Source organism: Mesorhizobium sp. CO1-1-11, from assembly GCF_020164995.1.
Lineage (GTDB): Bacteria > Pseudomonadota > Alphaproteobacteria > Rhizobiales > Rhizobiaceae > Mesorhizobium > Mesorhizobium australicum.
This window is the reverse complement of sequence record NZ_JAIUHE010000023.1, coordinates 1-14,303: the sequence shown is the minus strand read 5'-3', so window position 1 is coordinate 14,303 and position 14,303 is coordinate 1. Positions and strand designations below refer to the sequence as shown.

Below are 14,303 nucleotides of genomic sequence, written 5' to 3'. Positions count from 1 at the left end.
CGTCGGATCGAGCGGCTCACGCCGCCGATCCTTGGAATTCATGCTCAATATTGGTCTTCGTAACGCTTGGCGAGGTCTTCGATGTTTTCCGGCGGCCAGTCCGGCACTTCCATGCCCAGGTGCAGGCCCATCGCCGCCAGCACTTCCTTGATCTCGTTCAGCGACTTGCGGCCGAAGTTCGGGGTGCGCAGCATCTCGGCTTCGGTCTTCTGGATGAGATCGCCGATATAGACGATGTTGTCGTTCTTCAGGCAGTTGGCCGATCGCACCGAAAGCTCGAGTTCGTCGACCTTCTTGAGCAGCGCCGGGTTGAAGGCGAGCTCGGTAACGGCTTCGGCGGCGACTTCCTTCTGCGGCTCGTCGAAGTTGACGAACAGGCCAAGCTGGTCCTGCAGGATGCGGGCGGCGAAAGCCACCGCGTCCTCGCCCGAGATCGAACCGTCGGTCTCGATGGTCATGGTCAGCTTGTCATAGTCGAGAACCTGGCCCTCGCGGGTGTTCTCGACCTTGTAGGAGACCTTCTTCACCGGCGAATAGAGGCTGTCCACCGGGATCAGGCCGATCGGCGCGTCCTCGGCGCGGTTGCGCTCGGCAGGCACGTAGCCCTTGCCGGTGTCGACGGTGAATTCCATGCGGATTTCAGCGCCTTCGTCCAGCGTGCAGATGACGTGGTCGGGGTTGAGGATCTCGACGTCGCCAACCGTCTGGATGTCGCCGGCAAGAACCGCACCCGGGCCCTGCTTGCGAACGACCATGCGCTTGGGGCCATCGCCTTCCATGCGGATTGCGATTTCCTTGATGTTCAGGACGATGTCGGTCACGTCCTCGCGCACGCCGGCGATGGACGAGAATTCATGCAGAACACCGTCGATCTGCACGGCGGTGACGGCCGCCCCGCGCAGCGAAGACAGAAGCACGCGGCGCAGCGCGTTGCCAAGCGTCAGGCCAAAGCCACGCTCGAGCGGCTCGGCGACCAGCGTGGTCAGCGTCTTCTTCTTCGACGAGAACTCGATCTTGTTCGGCTTGATCAGTTCCTGCCAATTTTTCTGGATCATGATGCTTTCCTTCCGTTGACCCGCCACCATCCAATCGTGGCGGGCGACCTGGAATACCGTGGAGGAACGCCCTTGGGCGCTCACGCGGCGTTCGATAAATTGCTTAGACGCGACGCTTCTTGCGCGGGCGGCAGCCATTGTGCGGGATCGGCGTCACATCACGGATCGAGGTGATGGTGAAGCCGGCCGCCTGCAGGGCGCGCAGCGCCGATTCACGACCGGAGCCCGGTCCGCAGACCTCGACTTCGAGCATGCGCATGCCGTGTTCCTGGGCCTTCTTGGCAACGTCCTCGGCAGCCATCTGGGCGGCGAACGGGGTCGACTTGCGCGAACCCTTGAAGCCCTGGGCACCGGCCGACGACCAGGCAATCGAATTGCCCTGCGCGTCGGTGATGGTGATCATCGTGTTGTTGAAGGTCGAATTGACGTGGGCAACGCCCGACGAAATATTCTTGCGTTCGCGACGGCGAACACGAGCGGCTTCCTTGGCCATGACAGTCCTTTCAGTTGATCTCTACACCGCCGTAATGCCAGCGGCTCCACCTGGAAGTGAATAGTGAATTAGTGAGTAGCGATGACGTCCTCACCACCCACTACCAATCACTCACTCTTATTACTTCTTCTTGCCGGCGATCGACTTGGCCGGGCCCTTGCGGGTACGTGCATTGGTGTGCGTGCGCTGGCCGCGAACCGGTAGCGAGCGGCGGTGACGCAGGCCGCGGTAGCAGCCAAGGTCCATGAGCCGCTTGATGTTCATCGACACTTCGCGGCGCAGGTCGCCTTCGACCTGATAGTCGCGGTCGATGGTCTCGCGGATCTGCAGCACTTCCGCATCGGTCAACTGGTTGACGCGGCGCTCGGCCGGGATGCCGACCTTGTCGACGATCTCCTGGGCGAACTTCTTGCCAATGCCGTGAATGTACTGAAGCGCGATGACGACGCGCTTGTTGGTCGGAATGTTGACGCCGGCTATACGAGCCATGTTCTTCTCTTCTCCATGTGGGCCGGACAAGCCGGCATTATTCAGATTGCCCCGCGTCCGGTGGAGGCCGGCCCTTGCGGGAGTTTCCAGTTCAAAGCGACTGCCCTGCCCTTGCGGACAGGCAAAGCGCGCATCTGATAGGAAGACGGGCCGCCATACCGCAGCAAGCCGTCTCCGTCAAGCTTAATCTTTAAATTCCCTTACCGCGCCTTCTCGGCCGCGGCGAGCACGGCTTCAATCTCGGCCGTTACGGCGTCGATGCTGGCCATGCCGTCCACAGTCTTGAGCTTGCCCTTGGCGTAATAGTAGCCGGTCAGCGGAGCGGTCTTCTTGTAGTACTCCCGCAGCCGCTCTTCGAACACGGCGGGATTGTCGTCCTTGCGCACCGGCTGGCCGGCGGCCTTTGCATCATCGGCGCGCTTGACGATTCGACCAACCAGGGCCCTGTCGTCGACAACCAGTTCGATGACGGTGTCGAGACCAATGCCACGCTCTGAAAGCATCGATTCAACCGCATCCGCCTGCACCAGCGTGCGCGGATAGCCGTCGAGGATAAAACCCTTGGCGCAGTCATCCTGATCGATACGCTCGGCGACGATGGCGTTGACGATGGCGTCGGACACCAGCTCGCCGGCATCCATCACCGCCTTGGCACGCTTGCCGACCTCGGTACCGGCCTGAACGGCGGCACGCAGCATATCACCCGTCGAGAGCTGGGGTATGCCGTGTTTTTCTACCAGTCTTTGTGCTTGTGTCCCCTTGCCCGCTCCTGGCGGCCCAAGCAAAATCAACCTCATCTGGCTTTCTTCCCCCCGCGCAGCTTCGACTTCTTGATCAGGCCTTCATACTGGTGCGCGATCAGGTGACCCTGAATCTGCGCAACCGTATCGAGCGTGACACTGACCACGATCAGAAGCGATGTGCCACCGAGGTAGAATGGTACGCCAGTCGCCGAGATCAGGAACTCCGGCAGCAGGCACACCAGCACCAGGTAGATGGCGCCGACGACGGTGATGCGGGTGAGAACGTAGTCGATGTAATCGGCGGTGCGCTCGCCCGGACGATAGCCAGGGATGAAGCCCGAATGCTTCTTGAGCTGGTCGGCGGTATCCTTCGGGTTGAACACGATCGCTGTGTAGAAGAAGGCGAAGAACACGATCATCGCCGCATAGAATGCCATGTAGAGCGGCTGGCCGTGGCCAAGCGAGGCCAGGATGGTGCTGGCCCAGGCCGGCATGTTGGTCGTCTGCGAGAAGCCGGCGACGGTGGCCGGCAGCAGAAGCAGCGACGACGCGAAGATCGGCGGGATGACGCCCGAGGTGTTGAGCTTGAGCGGCAGATGCGAGGTATCGCCCTGGAACATGCGATTGCCGACCTGGCGCTTCGGATACTGGATCAGCAGGCGGCGCTGGGCGCGCTCGAAGAACACGATAAGCGCTATGACGACGATGGCCAGCACGATGATCGCCAGGATCAGGCCGGTCGACAGGGCGCCGGTACGGCCGAGTTCCAGTGTGCCGGAAATGGCATGCGGCAAGCCGGCGACGATGCCGGAGAAGATGATCAGCGAAATGCCGTTGCCGATGCCGCGCGCGGTGATCTGCTCGCCCAGCCACATCAGGAACATGGTGCCGCCGACCAGCGTGACGACGGTGGAGATGCGGAAGAACATGCCGGGATCGCTGACGATGCCGTTGCCGTTCTCCAGTCCCACCGAAATGCCATAGGCCTGCACCAGCGCCAAGAGCACGGTGCCGTAGCGCGTGTACTGGTTGATGACCTTGCGGCCCTGCTCGCCTTCCTTCTTCAGCGCTTCCAGCGAGGGAATGACCGAGGTCATCAGCTGCATGATGATGGAAGCGGAGATGTAGGGCATGATGCCGAGTGCAAAGATCGCCATGCGCTGCACGGCACCGCCGGCGAACATGTTGAACATGCCGAGCACGCCCTTGCTCTGCGAGGAGAAGGCCTGGGCGAAAGCGTCGGGATTGATGCCGGGAAGCGGGATGTAGGTGCCGAGACGATAGACGAGCAACGCGCCGATGGTGAACCAGATGCGTTTCTTAAGGTCCTCCGCCTTGGCGAAGGCCGAGAAATTCAGATTCGAGGCTAGTTGTTCAGCAGCCGAAGCCATGCCTGATTCTCCGCTTGGTAACGCTTGATGGCCCGTGAGGTCAGGCGGTGCGTTTCACCGAAGCTCACGAGATAAGCTCCGGGCTGTAAACATGCAAGCGGCCGCGTCGACGCGGCCGCTAAATTGAGCAGGTCAAAGCGCGATCTCAAGCAAAAACGGATACCACTCTTGCCGACCGCTCTTCAAATTGCCGTTACTCGGCGGCTGCCTTTTCCGGCAGCTTGACCGAACCGCCGGCCTTTTCGATCTTCTCGATCGCGGCCTTGGAGGCGCCGGCGACGTCGAAGGCGAGCTTGGCCTTGAGTTCGCCATCGGACAGCACGCGCACGCCATCCTTGACGCGACGGATGACGCCGGCGGCGACAAGCGCCTCGGCCGTCACGGTCGCCTTGACGTCAAGCTTCTTGGCATCAACGGCTTCCTGGATACGGGCCAGCGAGACGACGGTGAAGCTCTTGGCGAAGATGTTGTTGAAGCCACGCTTCGGCAGACGCCTGTAGAGCGGCATCTGGCCACCCTCGAAGCCGTTGACGGCGACGCCGGAGCGCGCCTTCTGGCCCTTGACGCCGCGACCGGCGGTCTTGCCAGAGCCGGAGCCGATGCCGCGGCCGAGACGCTTCTTGGAGTGCGTCGCGCCGTCCTTGTCACGCAGATCATTGAGTTTCATCTGGGTTCTCCTGCGCTCTTGCTCAGCCCTCGTCCACGACGCGGACGAGATGCTGGACGGCAGCGATCATGCCGCGCACGGAAGGCGTATCTTCCAGCGTGCGCTGCTTGTGCATCTTGTTGAGGCCGAGGCCGACCAGCGTTGCGCGCTGTTCCTTCGGGCGGCGGATCGGCGAACCGATCTGCTCAACGGTGATGGTCTTGGTTGCTTTCTTGGCCATGGTCAAAATCCCTGGTCAGATCGACTATTCTTCAGCCGCAACGGCGGTGCCGCGGCGGGCCTGAAGGGTCGAATACTTGATGCCACGCGCGGCAGCCACATCCTTGGGATGCATTTGGCTCTTCAGCGCGTCGAAGGTGGCGCGAACCATGTTGTACGGGTTCGACGAACCCATCGACTTGGCAACCACGTCGTGCATGCCGAGCGTCTCGAAGACGGCGCGCATCGGGCCGCCGGCGATGATGCCGGTACCCTGCTTGGCAGCGCGCAGCAGAACGCGGCCAGCGCCCCAACGTCCCTCGACGTCATGGTGCAACGTGCGGCCCGAGCGCAACGGCACGAAGATCATGTCGCGCTTTGCGGATTCGGTTGCCTTGCGGATAGCTTCCGGCACTTCGCGCGCCTTGCCGTGACCAAAGCCAACGCGGCCCTTCTGGTCGCCGACGACGACGAGCGCGGCAAAACCGAAGCGACGGCCGCCCTTGACGACCTTGGCGACGCGGTTGATGTGGACAAGCTTGTCCACCATGCCGTCATCGCGTTCTTCACGATCGCGGCCGCGGCCGCCATCCCTACGTTCCTGTGCCATATCCTGTTCCTTGTTCTTTTCCGGAAGCACGGGTTGCTGATTGCCGGCGCCGCTTTGGGTCGCCGACGGTGAAAATCATTTCTTCCCTTGCATGATCTTATCCGAAAAGTCTGCAACTTTTCGGGGTCATGCTTAGAAGCTGAGACCGCCTTCGCGGGCCGCTTCAGCCAGCGCCTTGACGCGGCCGTGATAGATGTAGGCGCCGCGATCGAAGACGACTTCCTTGACGCCAGCCTTGGTGGCGCGCTCGGCGATCAGCTTGCCGATCGCAGCGGCGGCAGCAGTGTCAGCGCCGGTCTTGAGCGAACCCTTGAGATCCTTCTCGAGCGTCGAGGCGGCGGCAATGGTGTGGCCCTTGGCGTCGTCGATGACCTGGACGTAGATGTTCTTAGACGTGCGATGAACCGACAGACGCGGACGCTCGCCGGCGACTTTCTTGATCTGACGGCGCACGCGCTGCGCGCGGCGCTGGATGGATTCCTTGATAGCCATAATAGTTCCTTGCCTTCAAAAAACAGGGGCCGCCATATGCGGTAGGCGAAGCGCCTCCCGCGACCGCTCCCCGCGGCGTTAACTTCCGTGGCTTGGTCCCTGTCCGAAAAGTCTGCAACTTTTCAGGACCAAGCCGACTACTTCTTCTTGCCTTCCTTGCGGACGATCTTCTCGCCAGCGTAGCGGACGCCCTTGCCCTTGTAGGGCTCGGGACCGCGGTATTCGCGGATTTCCGCTGCGACCTGGCCGACCTGCTGCTTGTCGATGCCGGCCACGGTGATTTCGGTCGGCTTCGGCACGGTGATCGTGATGCCGGCCGGCGTCTCGTAGACGACATCATGGCTGAAGCCAAGGGCCAGTTGCAGGTTCTTGCCCTGCAAGGCGGCGCGATAGCCGACGCCGGTGATCTCGAGCTTCTTCTCGAAACCGTCCTTCACGCCCTGCAGGATGTTGACGATCTGCGTGCGCGACATGCCCCACTTAGAGCGGGCGGTCTTGGTCTGGTCGCGAGGCTGGACAGCGATTTCGCTGCCTTCCATCTTGACCAGGACTTCGTCGTTCACCACGAACTTCAGCTCGCCCTTGGGGCCCTTCGCCGTCACGGTCTGGCCATTGACGGTCGCGGTCACGCCCTGCGGCAGCGAAACGGGTTTCTTTCCAATACGAGACATCAGGTTGTCCTCGTCACTTCTCTTGTTTCAGGTCTCTGTCTTCGGGAACGATCCGAAGACCGAATTCCACGTGCGGTAAGCTGCCGGATCAGAAGATCTGGCAGAGGATCTCGCCGCCGACGTTCTGTTCGCGTGCTTCATGGTCGGCCATCACGCCCTTCGGTGTCGAAAGGATGGCAATGCCGAGGCCGTTGGCAACGTGCGGAATCGACTTGGCCGAGACGTAAACGCGGCGGCCGGGCTTCGAAACGCGGGCGATTTCGCGCACGACCGGGGCACCGTCGAAATACTTCAGCTCGATTTCGATCTCGGACTTGCCGTTGTCGAAATCGGTCTGGCTGTAATCGCGGATATAGCCTTCAGCCTTCAGCACGTCGAGGACGCGGGTGCGCAGACGCGAGGCCGGCGTCGAGACACTCGACTTCTTGCGGCCATAGGCGTTGCGGATGCGGGTCAGCATATCGCCGAGAGGATCGCTCAATGACATGTTATGTCCTCCTTACCAGCTCGACTTGACCAGGCCCGGGATCTGGCCGTTATTGCCGAGGTCCCGAAGCGCGATGCGCGATACTTTGAGCTTGCGATAGTAGGCACGCGGGCGGCCGGTGACTTCGCAGCGGTTGCGGATGCGGATTTTGGCCGAGTTGCGCGGCATGGCGGCAAGCTTGAGCTGAGCGCGGAAGCGCTCTTCCATCGGCTTGGATTGATCCATGATGATCGCCTTGAGCGCAGCGCGCTTGGGACCGTACTGGTCGGCAAGCTTGCGGCGCCTGTTGTTCTTCTCGACTGAGCTGGTCTTTGCCATTTCAGATTTTTCCTTTTCTCGCTGCCGTTACTGGCGGAAGGGGAAGTTGAAAGCCTTGAGCAAAGCCCTGGCTTCGTCGTCCGTCTTCGCAGTCGTACAAACGATGACGTCCATGCCCCAGATCTGATCAACCTTGTCGTAGTTGATCTCCGGGAACACGATGTGCTCCTTGATGCCCATGGCGTAGTTGCCACGGCCATCGAAGCTCTTGGGGTTCAGTCCGCGGAAGTCGCGGACGCGCGGCAGCGCGATGTTCACGAGGCGGTCGAGGAACTCGTACATGCGTTCCTTGCGCAGCGTGACCTTGGCGCCGATCGGCATCTTCTCGCGAACCTTGAAGCCCGCGATCGAATTGCGGGCGCGGGTGACGACGGCCTTCTGGCCGGCGATCATCGCCAGGTCCTCGGCCGCGACCGAAGGCTTCTTCGAATCGGCGGTCGCTTCGCCCACACCCATGTTCAGCACGATCTTGTCGAGGCGCGGAACCTGCATCTCGTTGTCGTAGCCGAACTGCTCCTGCAGCGCCTTGCGGATGGTCTCGTTGTAGACCTGCTTGAGGCGCGGCGTGTTGTTGGCAGTCGCCTGCTTGGTTTGAGCCTTAGCCATTGATGACTTCTCCCGAGCGCTTGGCGACGCGCACCTTCTTGCCGTCCTTCTGGAAGACGAAACCGACGCGGGTCGGCTTGCCGTCCTTCGGATCGGCCAGCGCGATGTTCGACAGCTGGATCGGCGCTTCCTTGGTGATGATCCCGCCCTCTTGGGACTGGGACTGCTTCTGGTGACGACGGATCATGTTGACGCCGCGCACCAGCGCGGTGTCATCCTTCGGCTGAACCGAGAGGACTTCGCCCGAACGGCCCTTGTCCTTGCCGGCCAGCACGACGACCTTGTCGCCTTTTCTAATCTTTTGCATTGGTCCGGCTCCTTACAGCACTTCAGGCGCGAGCGAGATGATCTTCATATGGTTCTTGGCGCGAAGTTCGCGCGGAACCGGTCCGAAGATACGCGTGCCGATCGGCTCTTTCTTGTTGTCGACGAGAACAGCCGCGTTCTTGTCGAAACGGATCACGCTGCCGTCCGGGCGGCGGATGTCCTTGGCCGTGCGAACCACGACCGCCTTCATCACATCGCCCTTCTTAACGCGGCCGCGCGGAATGGCTTCCTTGATCGACACCACGATGATGTCGCCCACGGAAGCGTATTTCCGCTTCGAGCCGCCCAGCACCTTGATGCACATGACACGACGCGCGCCGGAATTATCCGCCACGTCGAGGTTTGTTTGCATCTGAATCATGACTGGCCGCCTTCTTCTTTTCTAACGGGATGGGCTCGAAGCCCCTCCCCGGTCTGTCCAAAATTCGTTTGTTTACGCCTGATCCGAGGATACGACGATCCAGCGCTTATCCTTGGAAATCGGCTTCGATTCCTGGATGAACACCTGATCGCCGACCTTGTGGGCGTTGTTCTCGTCGTGCGCCTTGTACTTCTTGGTCATGCGCACGGTCTTCTTCATCACGGGATGCGTGAAGCGCCGTTCGACCTTGACGACAACCGTCTTCTCGTTCTTGTCGCTGACGACGGTGCCCTGCAGAATGCGCTTTGGCATGGTTTTCGTCCTTAAGCCTTCTTGGCTGCGGACTTTTCCGCAGCGATGGTCTTGATACGCGCAATGTCCTTGCGAACCTGCCTCACGCGCGCGGTCTTCTCGAGCTGGCCGGTGGCCTTCTGGAAGCGCAGGTTGAACTGCTCCTTCTTCAGGCTGGCCAGGTCGTCGGTCAGCTGGTCCTGGGTCTTGGTCCGGATGTCTTCGGCTTTCATGATCAGCCCGTCCTTATTCTGCGATGCGCTGTACGAAGCGCGTCCTGACCGAGAGCTTGGCCGCGCCGAGACGCAGCGCCTCACGGGCGGTTTCTTCATTGACGCCGTCGATCTCGAACATGATGCGGCCCGGCTTGACACGCGCCGCCCAGTAATCGACCGCGCCCTTGCCTTTGCCCATGCGGACTTCGGTCGGCTTCGACGTGACCGGCACGTCCGGGAAAATGCGGATCCAGACGCGGCCGGCACGCTTCATTTCGCGAGTGATCGCGCGGCGGGCCGCCTCGATCTCACGCGCGGTGACGCGGTTCGGCTCAAGCGCCTTCAGCCCGAAACCACCGAAATCCAGGTTGGTGCCGCCCTTTGCGGTACCATGGATACGGCCCTTGAACTGCTTGCGGAACTTTGTGCGCTTTGGCTGCAGCATCGTTCTAACTCCAAATTCCTAAATGTCTCAGGCGTTTTCGCGACGACGACCGCGTTCGCGATCACCACCGCCGCCATGCGCGGCATCACCCTCGGTCGCGCGGCGTTCCGAAGCCATCGGATCGTGCTCGAGGATCTCGCCCTTGAATACCCAGACCTTGACGCCGCAGATGCCATACGCCGTGTTCGCCTCGGCCGTGCCGTAGTCGACATCGGCGCGCAGCGTATGCAGCGGCACGCGACCTTCACGGTACCATTCCATGCGCGCGATCTCGGCGCCGCCAAGACGGCCGGCGCAGTTGATGCGGATGCCTTCGGCACCGAGGCGCATGGCCGACTGCACGGCACGCTTCATGGCGCGGCGGAACGCGATGCGGCGCTCGAGCTGCTGGGCGATCGACTGGGCGACCAGGGTCGCGTCGATTTCCGGCTTGCGCACTTCAACGATGTTGAGGTGCGTCTCGGACTTCGTCATCTCCATCAGCTTCTTGCGAAGCTTCTCGATGTCGGCGCCCTTCTTGCCGATGATCAGACCCGGGCGCGCGGCATGGATGGTGACGCGGCACTTCTTGTGCGGACGCTCGATCACGACCTTCGAGATCGCGGCCTGCTTGAGTTCCTTCTCAAGATACTTGCGGATCTTGATGTCCTCATGCAGCAGCTTGCCGTACTCGCCGGTGTTCGCGAACCAGCGCGAATCCCAGGTGCGGTTGATGCCGAGGCGAAGACCGATCGGATTGACTTTCTGGCCCATTATGCGGCCTCCCCTTTTTCTTCGACTTCACGAACGACGATCGTGAGGTGCGAGAACGGCTTCTCGATACGGCTGGCGCGACCACGGCCACGAGCGTGGAACCGCTTCATGACGATCGACTTGCCGACATAGGCTTCCGCCACCACCAGCGCATCGACATCGAGGTCGTGGTTGTTTTCCGCGTTGGCGATTGCCGATTCCAACGTCTTCTTGACCGTGCCGGAAATCCGCTTGGCCGAGAATTCGAGATCGGAAAGCGCTGTCGCGACCTTCTTGCCGCGGATCAGCGCGGCAACCAGGTTCAGCTTCTGCGGGCTGATACGGATCGTGCGCAACACGGCGCGCGCTTCGTTGTCAGCAAGCCTGCGCGGAGCTTTGGCCTTGCCCATGATTATTTCCTCTTCGCCTTCTTATCCGCGCCGTGACCGTAATAGGTCCGGGTCGGAGCGAATTCACCGAACTTGTGACCGACCATGTCCTCGTTCACCGAAACGGGAACATGCTTCTGGCCGTTGTAGACACCGAAGGTGAGGCCGACGAACTGCGGCAGGATGGTGGAGCGACGGCTCCACATCTTGATCACCTCATTGCGACCGCCTTCACGAACCTTATCCACCTTCTTGAGAAGGTAGCCGTCGATGAAGGGGCCTTTCCAAATAGAACGAGTCACTTGGCGTTACCTCTTCTTAGCTCTTGCGCTGATGGCGCGAGCGCAGGATGAACTTGTCGGTCGCCTTGTTGGACCGCGTCTTCTTGCCCTTGGTCGGCTTGCCCCACGGGCTGACCGGATGACGGCCACCGGAGGTGCGGCCTTCACCACCGCCATGCGGGTGGTCGACCGGGTTCATGGTCACGCCGCGATTGTGCGGACGCTTGCCACGCCAAACCGTGCGGCCGGCCTTGCCGTCGTTGATGTTGCCGTGGTCCGGATTGGACACGGCACCGACGGTGGCCATGCAGGAGCCGTGAACGACACGCTGCTCGCCCGAGTTGAGGCGCAGGATCGCCATGCCCTGGTCACGGCCGACCAACTGGCCGTAGCCACCTGCCGACCGGGCGACCTGGGCGCCCTTGCCCGGCTTCAGCTCGATGTTGTGGACGATGGTGCCGACCGGCATCGAGGCCAGCGGCATCGCATTGCCCGGCTTAACGTCGACCGCTTCGCCAGCCACGATCTTGTCGCCGGGAGCCAGGCGCTGCGGAGCGATGATGTAGGACAGCTCACCATCATCATACTTGATCAATGCGATGAAGGCGGTGCGGTTCGGATCGTATTCAATGCGCTCGACCGTACCGACAACGTCGAACTTGCGACGCTTGAAGTCGATGATGCGGTACGAACGCTTGTGGCCACCACCAATGAAGCGGGCGGTGATACGGCCGTGGTTGTTGCGGCCGCCCGACTTGGTCAGACCCTCGGTCAGGCCCTTGACGGGCTTGCCCTTGTAAAGGCCCGAGCGGTCGACGATGACCAGCTGGCGGGTGCTCGGCGTTACCGGGTTGAATTTTTTCAGTGCCATTGTTGTTGTCCTCGCGGCCTTGCTCAGAGACCCGTCGCGACGTCGATCGACTGGCCGTCGGCCAGCGTCACGATCGCCTTCTTGACGTCGCTCTGGCGGCCGATCGTGCCGCGGAAGCGCTTGATCTTGCCCTTGCGGACAAGCGTGTTCACGGCCATCACCTTGACGCCGAACAGCGCTTCGACGGCGGCCTTGATTTCGGGCTTCGACGCCTTCTTGGCGACGTTGAAGACGACCTGGTTCTGCTCGGAGGCCATGGTCGACTTTTCAGTGATCGCCGGCGAGACGATCACGTCGTAGTGACGAAGGTCGGTCATTTAAAGCGCTCCTCGAGAGCCTCGACGGCGGCCTTCGAAAGGACCAGCGTGCCGCGGCGCAGAATGTCGTAGACGTTGATGCCCTGGATGGGCAGCACGTCGATGTTGGGGATGTTGGTGGCTGCCAGCTTGAAGTTCTTGTCAAGCTCGGCGCCGCCAATCACCAGGGCGTTGGTCAGGCCCAGCGTCGCGAAATTCGCGATCAGCGCCTTGGTCTTGGCCTCGGTCAGCTTCAGCTCGTCGATGATGATGATCGACGCGCTCTTGGCCTTGGCCGAAAGGGCATGCTTGAGGCCGAGCGCACGAACCTTCTTGGGCAGTTCATGCTCATGGCTGCGAACGACCGGGCCGTGGGCCTTGCCGCCGCCGCGGAACTGCGGAGCGCGTGCGGAGTGGTGACGGGCGCGGCCCGTACCCTTCTGCTTGTACATCTTGGCACCGGTGCGCGCGATTTCGGCGCGGCCCTTGGCCTTGTGCGTGCCCTGCTGCTTCTTGGCAAGCTGCCAGCGCACGACGCGCTGCAGGATGTCCTCGCGCGGATCAAGGCCGAAAATTCCGTCGGAAAGTTCCACCTTGCCGGCGTCTTTGCCGCCGAGCGTTGTGATCTTGAGATCCATTATTCCGCTCCCTCTGTGGCCGGAGCCTCGTTCTTAGCAGCTGCCGCAACGGCGCGGATCGCGGCGGGCTTCGGCGCATTGGCCGGCAGTGCCACCTTGGCCGCGTCGCGGACCAGGATCCAGGCGCCCTTCGATCCGGGAACCGCACCGCGGATCAGGATCAGGCCGCGGTCGGCATCGGTCGAAACGACCTCGACATTCTGTGTCGTTACGCGGGTGTCGCCCATGTGACCAGCCATATGCTTGCCCTTGAACACCTTGCCCGGGTCCTGGCGCTGACCGGTCGAGCCGTGTGTACGGTGCGAGACCGAGTTACCGTGGGTCGCGCGGCCACCACCCATGTGGTGGCGCTTGATGACGCCCTGGAAACCCTTGCCGATCGTCGTGCCCGTCACATCGACCTTCTGGCCGGCGACAAAATGGTCGACGGTGATCTCGGCGCCGACGTCGATCATGTTGTCGGCAGAGACGCGGAACTCGGCGACCTTCGCCTTCGGCTCGACGGAGGCGGTCGCGAAATGGCCGCGCATCGCCTTCGACGTGTTCTTCACCTTGGCGAGGCCAACGCCGAGCTGAACGGCGGTGTAGCCATTCTTCTCCTGCGTGCGCTGTGCCACGACCTGGCAGTTCTCCATCTGGAGAACGGTGACGGGAACATGTTCCCCGGCATCATTATAGATGCGGGTCATTCCCACCTTCTTTGCAATCACACCTGAACGCATCGGTTCAATTCCTTTAGAGTTCCGGGCCAGGGGCACCGCCCCTCACCGCGCTCTCATTCCCTTAGAGCTTGATCTCGACGTCGACGCCGGCGGCCAGATCGAGCTTCATCAAAGCATCGACCGTCTGCGGGGTCGGATCGACGATGTCGAGCAGACGCTTGTGCGTGCGCATCTCGAACTGCTCACGGCTCTTCTTGTCGACGTGGGGCGACCGGTTGACCGTGAACTTTTCGATCCGCGTCGGCAGCGGAATGGGGCCGCGGACGTTTGCCCCGGTGCGCTTGGCCGTCGACACGATTTCCTTCGTCGAGGCGTCGAGCACGCGGTGATCAAACGCCTTCAGGCGGATGCGGATATTCTGTCCGTTCATGCGTCACTTCCTTGTTCTGGCGCGGCGCGGGCAACTCCGGCGCCCGCGACAGATCGGTTTAAGTCCAAATTACTCTTTGATGGTGACGACGATGCCGGCACCGACGGTGCGGCCGCCTTCACGGATGGCGAAGCGCAGCTTCTCT

26 protein-coding genes and 1 pseudogene are annotated in these 14,303 nt (G+C 61.7%); all 27 read right to left on the bottom strand.

The window, feature by feature from the left end; all coding sequences use genetic code 11:
- Nucleotides 1-44 precede the first annotated feature (44 nt).
- A complete protein-coding gene (locus LB554_RS24170) occupies nucleotides 45-1,055 on the bottom strand; it encodes a DNA-directed RNA polymerase subunit alpha (protein ID WP_006205443.1) in 1,011 nt (336 codons plus the stop codon).
- A gap of 103 nt (nucleotides 1,056-1,158) precedes the next feature.
- Nucleotides 1,159-1,548: a 30S ribosomal protein S11 gene (gene rpsK, locus LB554_RS24165; protein WP_006205444.1), complete on the bottom strand. Its 390-nt coding sequence runs from the start codon at nucleotides 1,546-1,548 to the stop codon at nucleotides 1,159-1,161.
- Between the two features lie 120 nt (nucleotides 1,549-1,668).
- Nucleotides 1,669-2,037 (bottom strand): 30S ribosomal protein S13, encoded by a 369-nt coding sequence (rpsM, locus tag LB554_RS24160; protein ID WP_006205445.1) that lies wholly within the window; start codon nucleotides 2,035-2,037, stop codon nucleotides 1,669-1,671.
- Nucleotides 2,038-2,237: 200 nt separating this feature from the next.
- Nucleotides 2,238-2,834, bottom strand: a complete 597-nt coding sequence (locus LB554_RS24155) for an adenylate kinase (RefSeq protein WP_140717279.1) — start codon at nucleotides 2,832-2,834, stop codon at nucleotides 2,238-2,240.
- Nucleotides 2,831-4,171 carry a preprotein translocase subunit SecY gene (gene secY / locus LB554_RS24150; protein WP_015317976.1) on the bottom strand — a complete coding sequence of 447 codons (1,341 nt, stop codon included), beginning with the start codon at nucleotides 4,169-4,171 and terminating at the stop codon, nucleotides 2,831-2,833. The genes LB554_RS24155 and secY overlap by 4 nt, the downstream gene beginning before the upstream one ends.
- Nucleotides 4,172-4,364: 193 nt before the next feature.
- A complete protein-coding gene (rplO, locus tag LB554_RS24145; protein ID WP_015317977.1) occupies nucleotides 4,365-4,838 on the bottom strand; it encodes a 50S ribosomal protein L15 in 474 nt (157 codons plus the stop codon).
- Between the two features lie 22 nt (nucleotides 4,839-4,860).
- Entirely contained in the window at nucleotides 4,861-5,058 is a 198-nt protein-coding gene (rpmD, locus tag LB554_RS24140; RefSeq protein WP_006205449.1) for a 50S ribosomal protein L30, read from the bottom strand.
- Nucleotides 5,059-5,082: 24 nt separating this feature from the next.
- The gene (gene rpsE / locus LB554_RS24135; protein ID WP_006333394.1) at nucleotides 5,083-5,646 is read right to left on the bottom strand and encodes a 30S ribosomal protein S5; all 564 of its coding nucleotides are present in this window, start codon (nucleotides 5,644-5,646) and stop codon (nucleotides 5,083-5,085) included.
- A gap of 132 nt (nucleotides 5,647-5,778) precedes the next feature.
- On the bottom strand, nucleotides 5,779-6,138 hold the full coding sequence (rplR, locus tag LB554_RS24130; RefSeq protein ID WP_015317978.1) for a 50S ribosomal protein L18: 360 nt from the start codon (nucleotides 6,136-6,138) through the stop codon (nucleotides 5,779-5,781).
- Between the two features lie 137 nt (nucleotides 6,139-6,275).
- The gene (rplF, locus tag LB554_RS24125; RefSeq protein ID WP_013895694.1) at nucleotides 6,276-6,809 is read right to left on the bottom strand and encodes a 50S ribosomal protein L6; all 534 of its coding nucleotides are present in this window, start codon (nucleotides 6,807-6,809) and stop codon (nucleotides 6,276-6,278) included.
- Nucleotides 6,810-6,897: 88 nt separating this feature from the next.
- Complete coding sequence (gene rpsH, locus LB554_RS24120; protein ID WP_006205453.1) at nucleotides 6,898-7,296, bottom strand: 30S ribosomal protein S8; 399 nt, start codon at nucleotides 7,294-7,296, stop codon at nucleotides 6,898-6,900.
- Nucleotides 7,297-7,308: 12 nt separating this feature from the next.
- Nucleotides 7,309-7,614, bottom strand: coding sequence for a 30S ribosomal protein S14 (gene rpsN, locus LB554_RS24115; protein ID WP_013895695.1), 306 nt, complete (start codon nucleotides 7,612-7,614; stop codon nucleotides 7,309-7,311).
- A gap of 27 nt (nucleotides 7,615-7,641) precedes the next feature.
- Nucleotides 7,642-8,220 (bottom strand): 50S ribosomal protein L5, encoded by a 579-nt coding sequence (rplE, locus tag LB554_RS24110; RefSeq protein ID WP_023773630.1) that lies wholly within the window; start codon nucleotides 8,218-8,220, stop codon nucleotides 7,642-7,644.
- Entirely contained in the window at nucleotides 8,213-8,527 is a 315-nt protein-coding gene (gene rplX / locus LB554_RS24105; RefSeq protein WP_015317981.1) for a 50S ribosomal protein L24, read from the bottom strand. Before rplX ends, rplE begins: the two co-directional genes overlap by 8 nt.
- A 12-nt stretch (nucleotides 8,528-8,539) precedes the next feature.
- Nucleotides 8,540-8,908 carry a 50S ribosomal protein L14 gene (rplN, locus tag LB554_RS24100; protein WP_006205457.1) on the bottom strand — a complete coding sequence of 123 codons (369 nt, stop codon included), beginning with the start codon at nucleotides 8,906-8,908 and terminating at the stop codon, nucleotides 8,540-8,542.
- 72 nt (nucleotides 8,909-8,980) lie between these two features.
- The gene (rpsQ, locus tag LB554_RS24095) at nucleotides 8,981-9,220 is read right to left on the bottom strand and encodes a 30S ribosomal protein S17 (protein WP_010909280.1); all 240 of its coding nucleotides are present in this window, start codon (nucleotides 9,218-9,220) and stop codon (nucleotides 8,981-8,983) included.
- A gap of 11 nt (nucleotides 9,221-9,231) precedes the next feature.
- Nucleotides 9,232-9,432 carry a 50S ribosomal protein L29 gene (rpmC, locus tag LB554_RS24090; RefSeq protein ID WP_006205459.1) on the bottom strand — a complete coding sequence of 67 codons (201 nt, stop codon included), beginning with the start codon at nucleotides 9,430-9,432 and terminating at the stop codon, nucleotides 9,232-9,234.
- A gap of 13 nt (nucleotides 9,433-9,445) precedes the next feature.
- A complete protein-coding gene (gene rplP / locus LB554_RS24085) occupies nucleotides 9,446-9,859 on the bottom strand; it encodes a 50S ribosomal protein L16 (RefSeq protein WP_006205460.1) in 414 nt (137 codons plus the stop codon).
- Between the two features lie 27 nt (nucleotides 9,860-9,886).
- Nucleotides 9,887-10,612: a 30S ribosomal protein S3 gene (gene rpsC, locus LB554_RS24080; protein WP_013895697.1), complete on the bottom strand. Its 726-nt coding sequence runs from the start codon at nucleotides 10,610-10,612 to the stop codon at nucleotides 9,887-9,889.
- The gene (gene rplV, locus LB554_RS24075) at nucleotides 10,612-11,001 is read right to left on the bottom strand and encodes a 50S ribosomal protein L22 (protein WP_010909277.1); all 390 of its coding nucleotides are present in this window, start codon (nucleotides 10,999-11,001) and stop codon (nucleotides 10,612-10,614) included. The genes rpsC and rplV overlap by 1 nt, the downstream gene beginning before the upstream one ends.
- 2 nt (nucleotides 11,002-11,003) lie before the next feature.
- Complete coding sequence (gene rpsS / locus LB554_RS24070) at nucleotides 11,004-11,282, bottom strand: 30S ribosomal protein S19 (RefSeq protein WP_015317982.1); 279 nt, start codon at nucleotides 11,280-11,282, stop codon at nucleotides 11,004-11,006.
- A gap of 16 nt (nucleotides 11,283-11,298) precedes the next feature.
- Nucleotides 11,299-12,132 carry a 50S ribosomal protein L2 gene (rplB, locus tag LB554_RS24065; protein ID WP_015317983.1) on the bottom strand — a complete coding sequence of 278 codons (834 nt, stop codon included), beginning with the start codon at nucleotides 12,130-12,132 and terminating at the stop codon, nucleotides 11,299-11,301.
- A 23-nt stretch (nucleotides 12,133-12,155) separates the two neighbouring features.
- Entirely contained in the window at nucleotides 12,156-12,449 is a 294-nt protein-coding gene (locus LB554_RS24060; protein ID WP_010909275.1) for a 50S ribosomal protein L23, read from the bottom strand.
- The gene (gene rplD / locus LB554_RS24055) at nucleotides 12,446-13,066 is read right to left on the bottom strand and encodes a 50S ribosomal protein L4 (RefSeq protein ID WP_015317984.1); all 621 of its coding nucleotides are present in this window, start codon (nucleotides 13,064-13,066) and stop codon (nucleotides 12,446-12,448) included. Before rplD ends, LB554_RS24060 begins: the two co-directional genes overlap by 4 nt.
- Nucleotides 13,066-13,788, bottom strand: coding sequence for a 50S ribosomal protein L3 (gene rplC / locus LB554_RS24050; protein WP_015317985.1), 723 nt, complete (start codon nucleotides 13,786-13,788; stop codon nucleotides 13,066-13,068). The genes rplD and rplC overlap by 1 nt, the downstream gene beginning before the upstream one ends.
- Nucleotides 13,789-13,849: 61 nt before the next feature.
- The gene (gene rpsJ, locus LB554_RS24045; protein WP_010909272.1) at nucleotides 13,850-14,158 is read right to left on the bottom strand and encodes a 30S ribosomal protein S10; all 309 of its coding nucleotides are present in this window, start codon (nucleotides 14,156-14,158) and stop codon (nucleotides 13,850-13,852) included.
- 69 nt (nucleotides 14,159-14,227) lie between these two features.
- Nucleotides 14,228-14,303, bottom strand: a pseudogene (locus LB554_RS24040) (elongation factor Tu); the annotation flags it as partial.

Excerpts from the sequence above, each read along its gene's own strand:
- LB554_RS24170 (WP_006205443.1), bottom strand. The coding sequence starts at position 1,055 with ATGATCCAGAAAAATTGGCAGGAACTGATCAAGCCGAACAAGATCGAG.
- rpsK (WP_006205444.1), bottom strand. The coding sequence starts at position 1,548 with ATGGCCAAGGAAGCCGCTCGTGTTCGCCGTCGCGAACGCAAGAATATT.
- rpsM (WP_006205445.1), bottom strand. The coding sequence starts at position 2,037 with ATGGCTCGTATAGCCGGCGTCAACATTCCGACCAACAAGCGCGTCGTC.
- LB554_RS24155 (WP_140717279.1), bottom strand. The coding sequence starts at position 2,834 with ATGAGGTTGATTTTGCTTGGGCCGCCAGGAGCGGGCAAGGGGACACAA.
- secY (WP_015317976.1), bottom strand. The coding sequence starts at position 4,171 with ATGGCTTCGGCTGCTGAACAACTAGCCTCGAATCTGAATTTCTCGGCC.
- rplO (WP_015317977.1), bottom strand. The coding sequence starts at position 4,838 with ATGAAACTCAATGATCTGCGTGACAAGGACGGCGCGACGCACTCCAAG.
- rpmD (WP_006205449.1), bottom strand. The coding sequence starts at position 5,058 with ATGGCCAAGAAAGCAACCAAGACCATCACCGTTGAGCAGATCGGTTCG.
- rpsE (WP_006333394.1), bottom strand. The coding sequence starts at position 5,646 with ATGGCACAGGAACGTAGGGATGGCGGCCGCGGCCGCGATCGTGAAGAA.
- rplR (WP_015317978.1), bottom strand. The coding sequence starts at position 6,138 with ATGGCTATCAAGGAATCCATCCAGCGCCGCGCGCAGCGCGTGCGCCGT.
- rplF (WP_013895694.1), bottom strand. The coding sequence starts at position 6,809 with ATGTCTCGTATTGGAAAGAAACCCGTTTCGCTGCCGCAGGGCGTGACC.
- rpsH (WP_006205453.1), bottom strand. The coding sequence starts at position 7,296 with ATGTCATTGAGCGATCCTCTCGGCGATATGCTGACCCGCATCCGCAAC.
- rpsN (WP_013895695.1), bottom strand. The coding sequence starts at position 7,614 with ATGGCAAAGACCAGCTCAGTCGAGAAGAACAACAGGCGCCGCAAGCTT.
- rplE (WP_023773630.1), bottom strand. The coding sequence starts at position 8,220 with ATGGCTAAGGCTCAAACCAAGCAGGCGACTGCCAACAACACGCCGCGC.
- rplX (WP_015317981.1), bottom strand. The coding sequence starts at position 8,527 with ATGCAAAAGATTAGAAAAGGCGACAAGGTCGTCGTGCTGGCCGGCAAG.
- rplN (WP_006205457.1), bottom strand. The coding sequence starts at position 8,908 with ATGATTCAGATGCAAACAAACCTCGACGTGGCGGATAATTCCGGCGCG.
- rpsQ (WP_010909280.1), bottom strand. The coding sequence starts at position 9,220 with ATGCCAAAGCGCATTCTGCAGGGCACCGTCGTCAGCGACAAGAACGAG.
- rpmC (WP_006205459.1), bottom strand. The coding sequence starts at position 9,432 with ATGAAAGCCGAAGACATCCGGACCAAGACCCAGGACCAGCTGACCGAC.
- rplP (WP_006205460.1), bottom strand. The coding sequence starts at position 9,859 with ATGCTGCAGCCAAAGCGCACAAAGTTCCGCAAGCAGTTCAAGGGCCGT.
- rpsC (WP_013895697.1), bottom strand. The coding sequence starts at position 10,612 with ATGGGCCAGAAAGTCAATCCGATCGGTCTTCGCCTCGGCATCAACCGC.
- rplV (WP_010909277.1), bottom strand. The coding sequence starts at position 11,001 with ATGGGCAAGGCCAAAGCTCCGCGCAGGCTTGCTGACAACGAAGCGCGC.
- rplB (WP_015317983.1), bottom strand. The coding sequence starts at position 12,132 with ATGGCACTGAAAAAATTCAACCCGGTAACGCCGAGCACCCGCCAGCTG.
- LB554_RS24060 (WP_010909275.1), bottom strand. The coding sequence starts at position 12,449 with ATGACCGACCTTCGTCACTACGACGTGATCGTCTCGCCGGCGATCACT.
- rplD (WP_015317984.1), bottom strand. The coding sequence starts at position 13,066 with ATGGATCTCAAGATCACAACGCTCGGCGGCAAAGACGCCGGCAAGGTG.
- rplC (WP_015317985.1), bottom strand. The coding sequence starts at position 13,788 with ATGCGTTCAGGTGTGATTGCAAAGAAGGTGGGAATGACCCGCATCTAT.
- rpsJ (WP_010909272.1), bottom strand. The coding sequence starts at position 14,158 with ATGAACGGACAGAATATCCGCATCCGCCTGAAGGCGTTTGATCACCGC.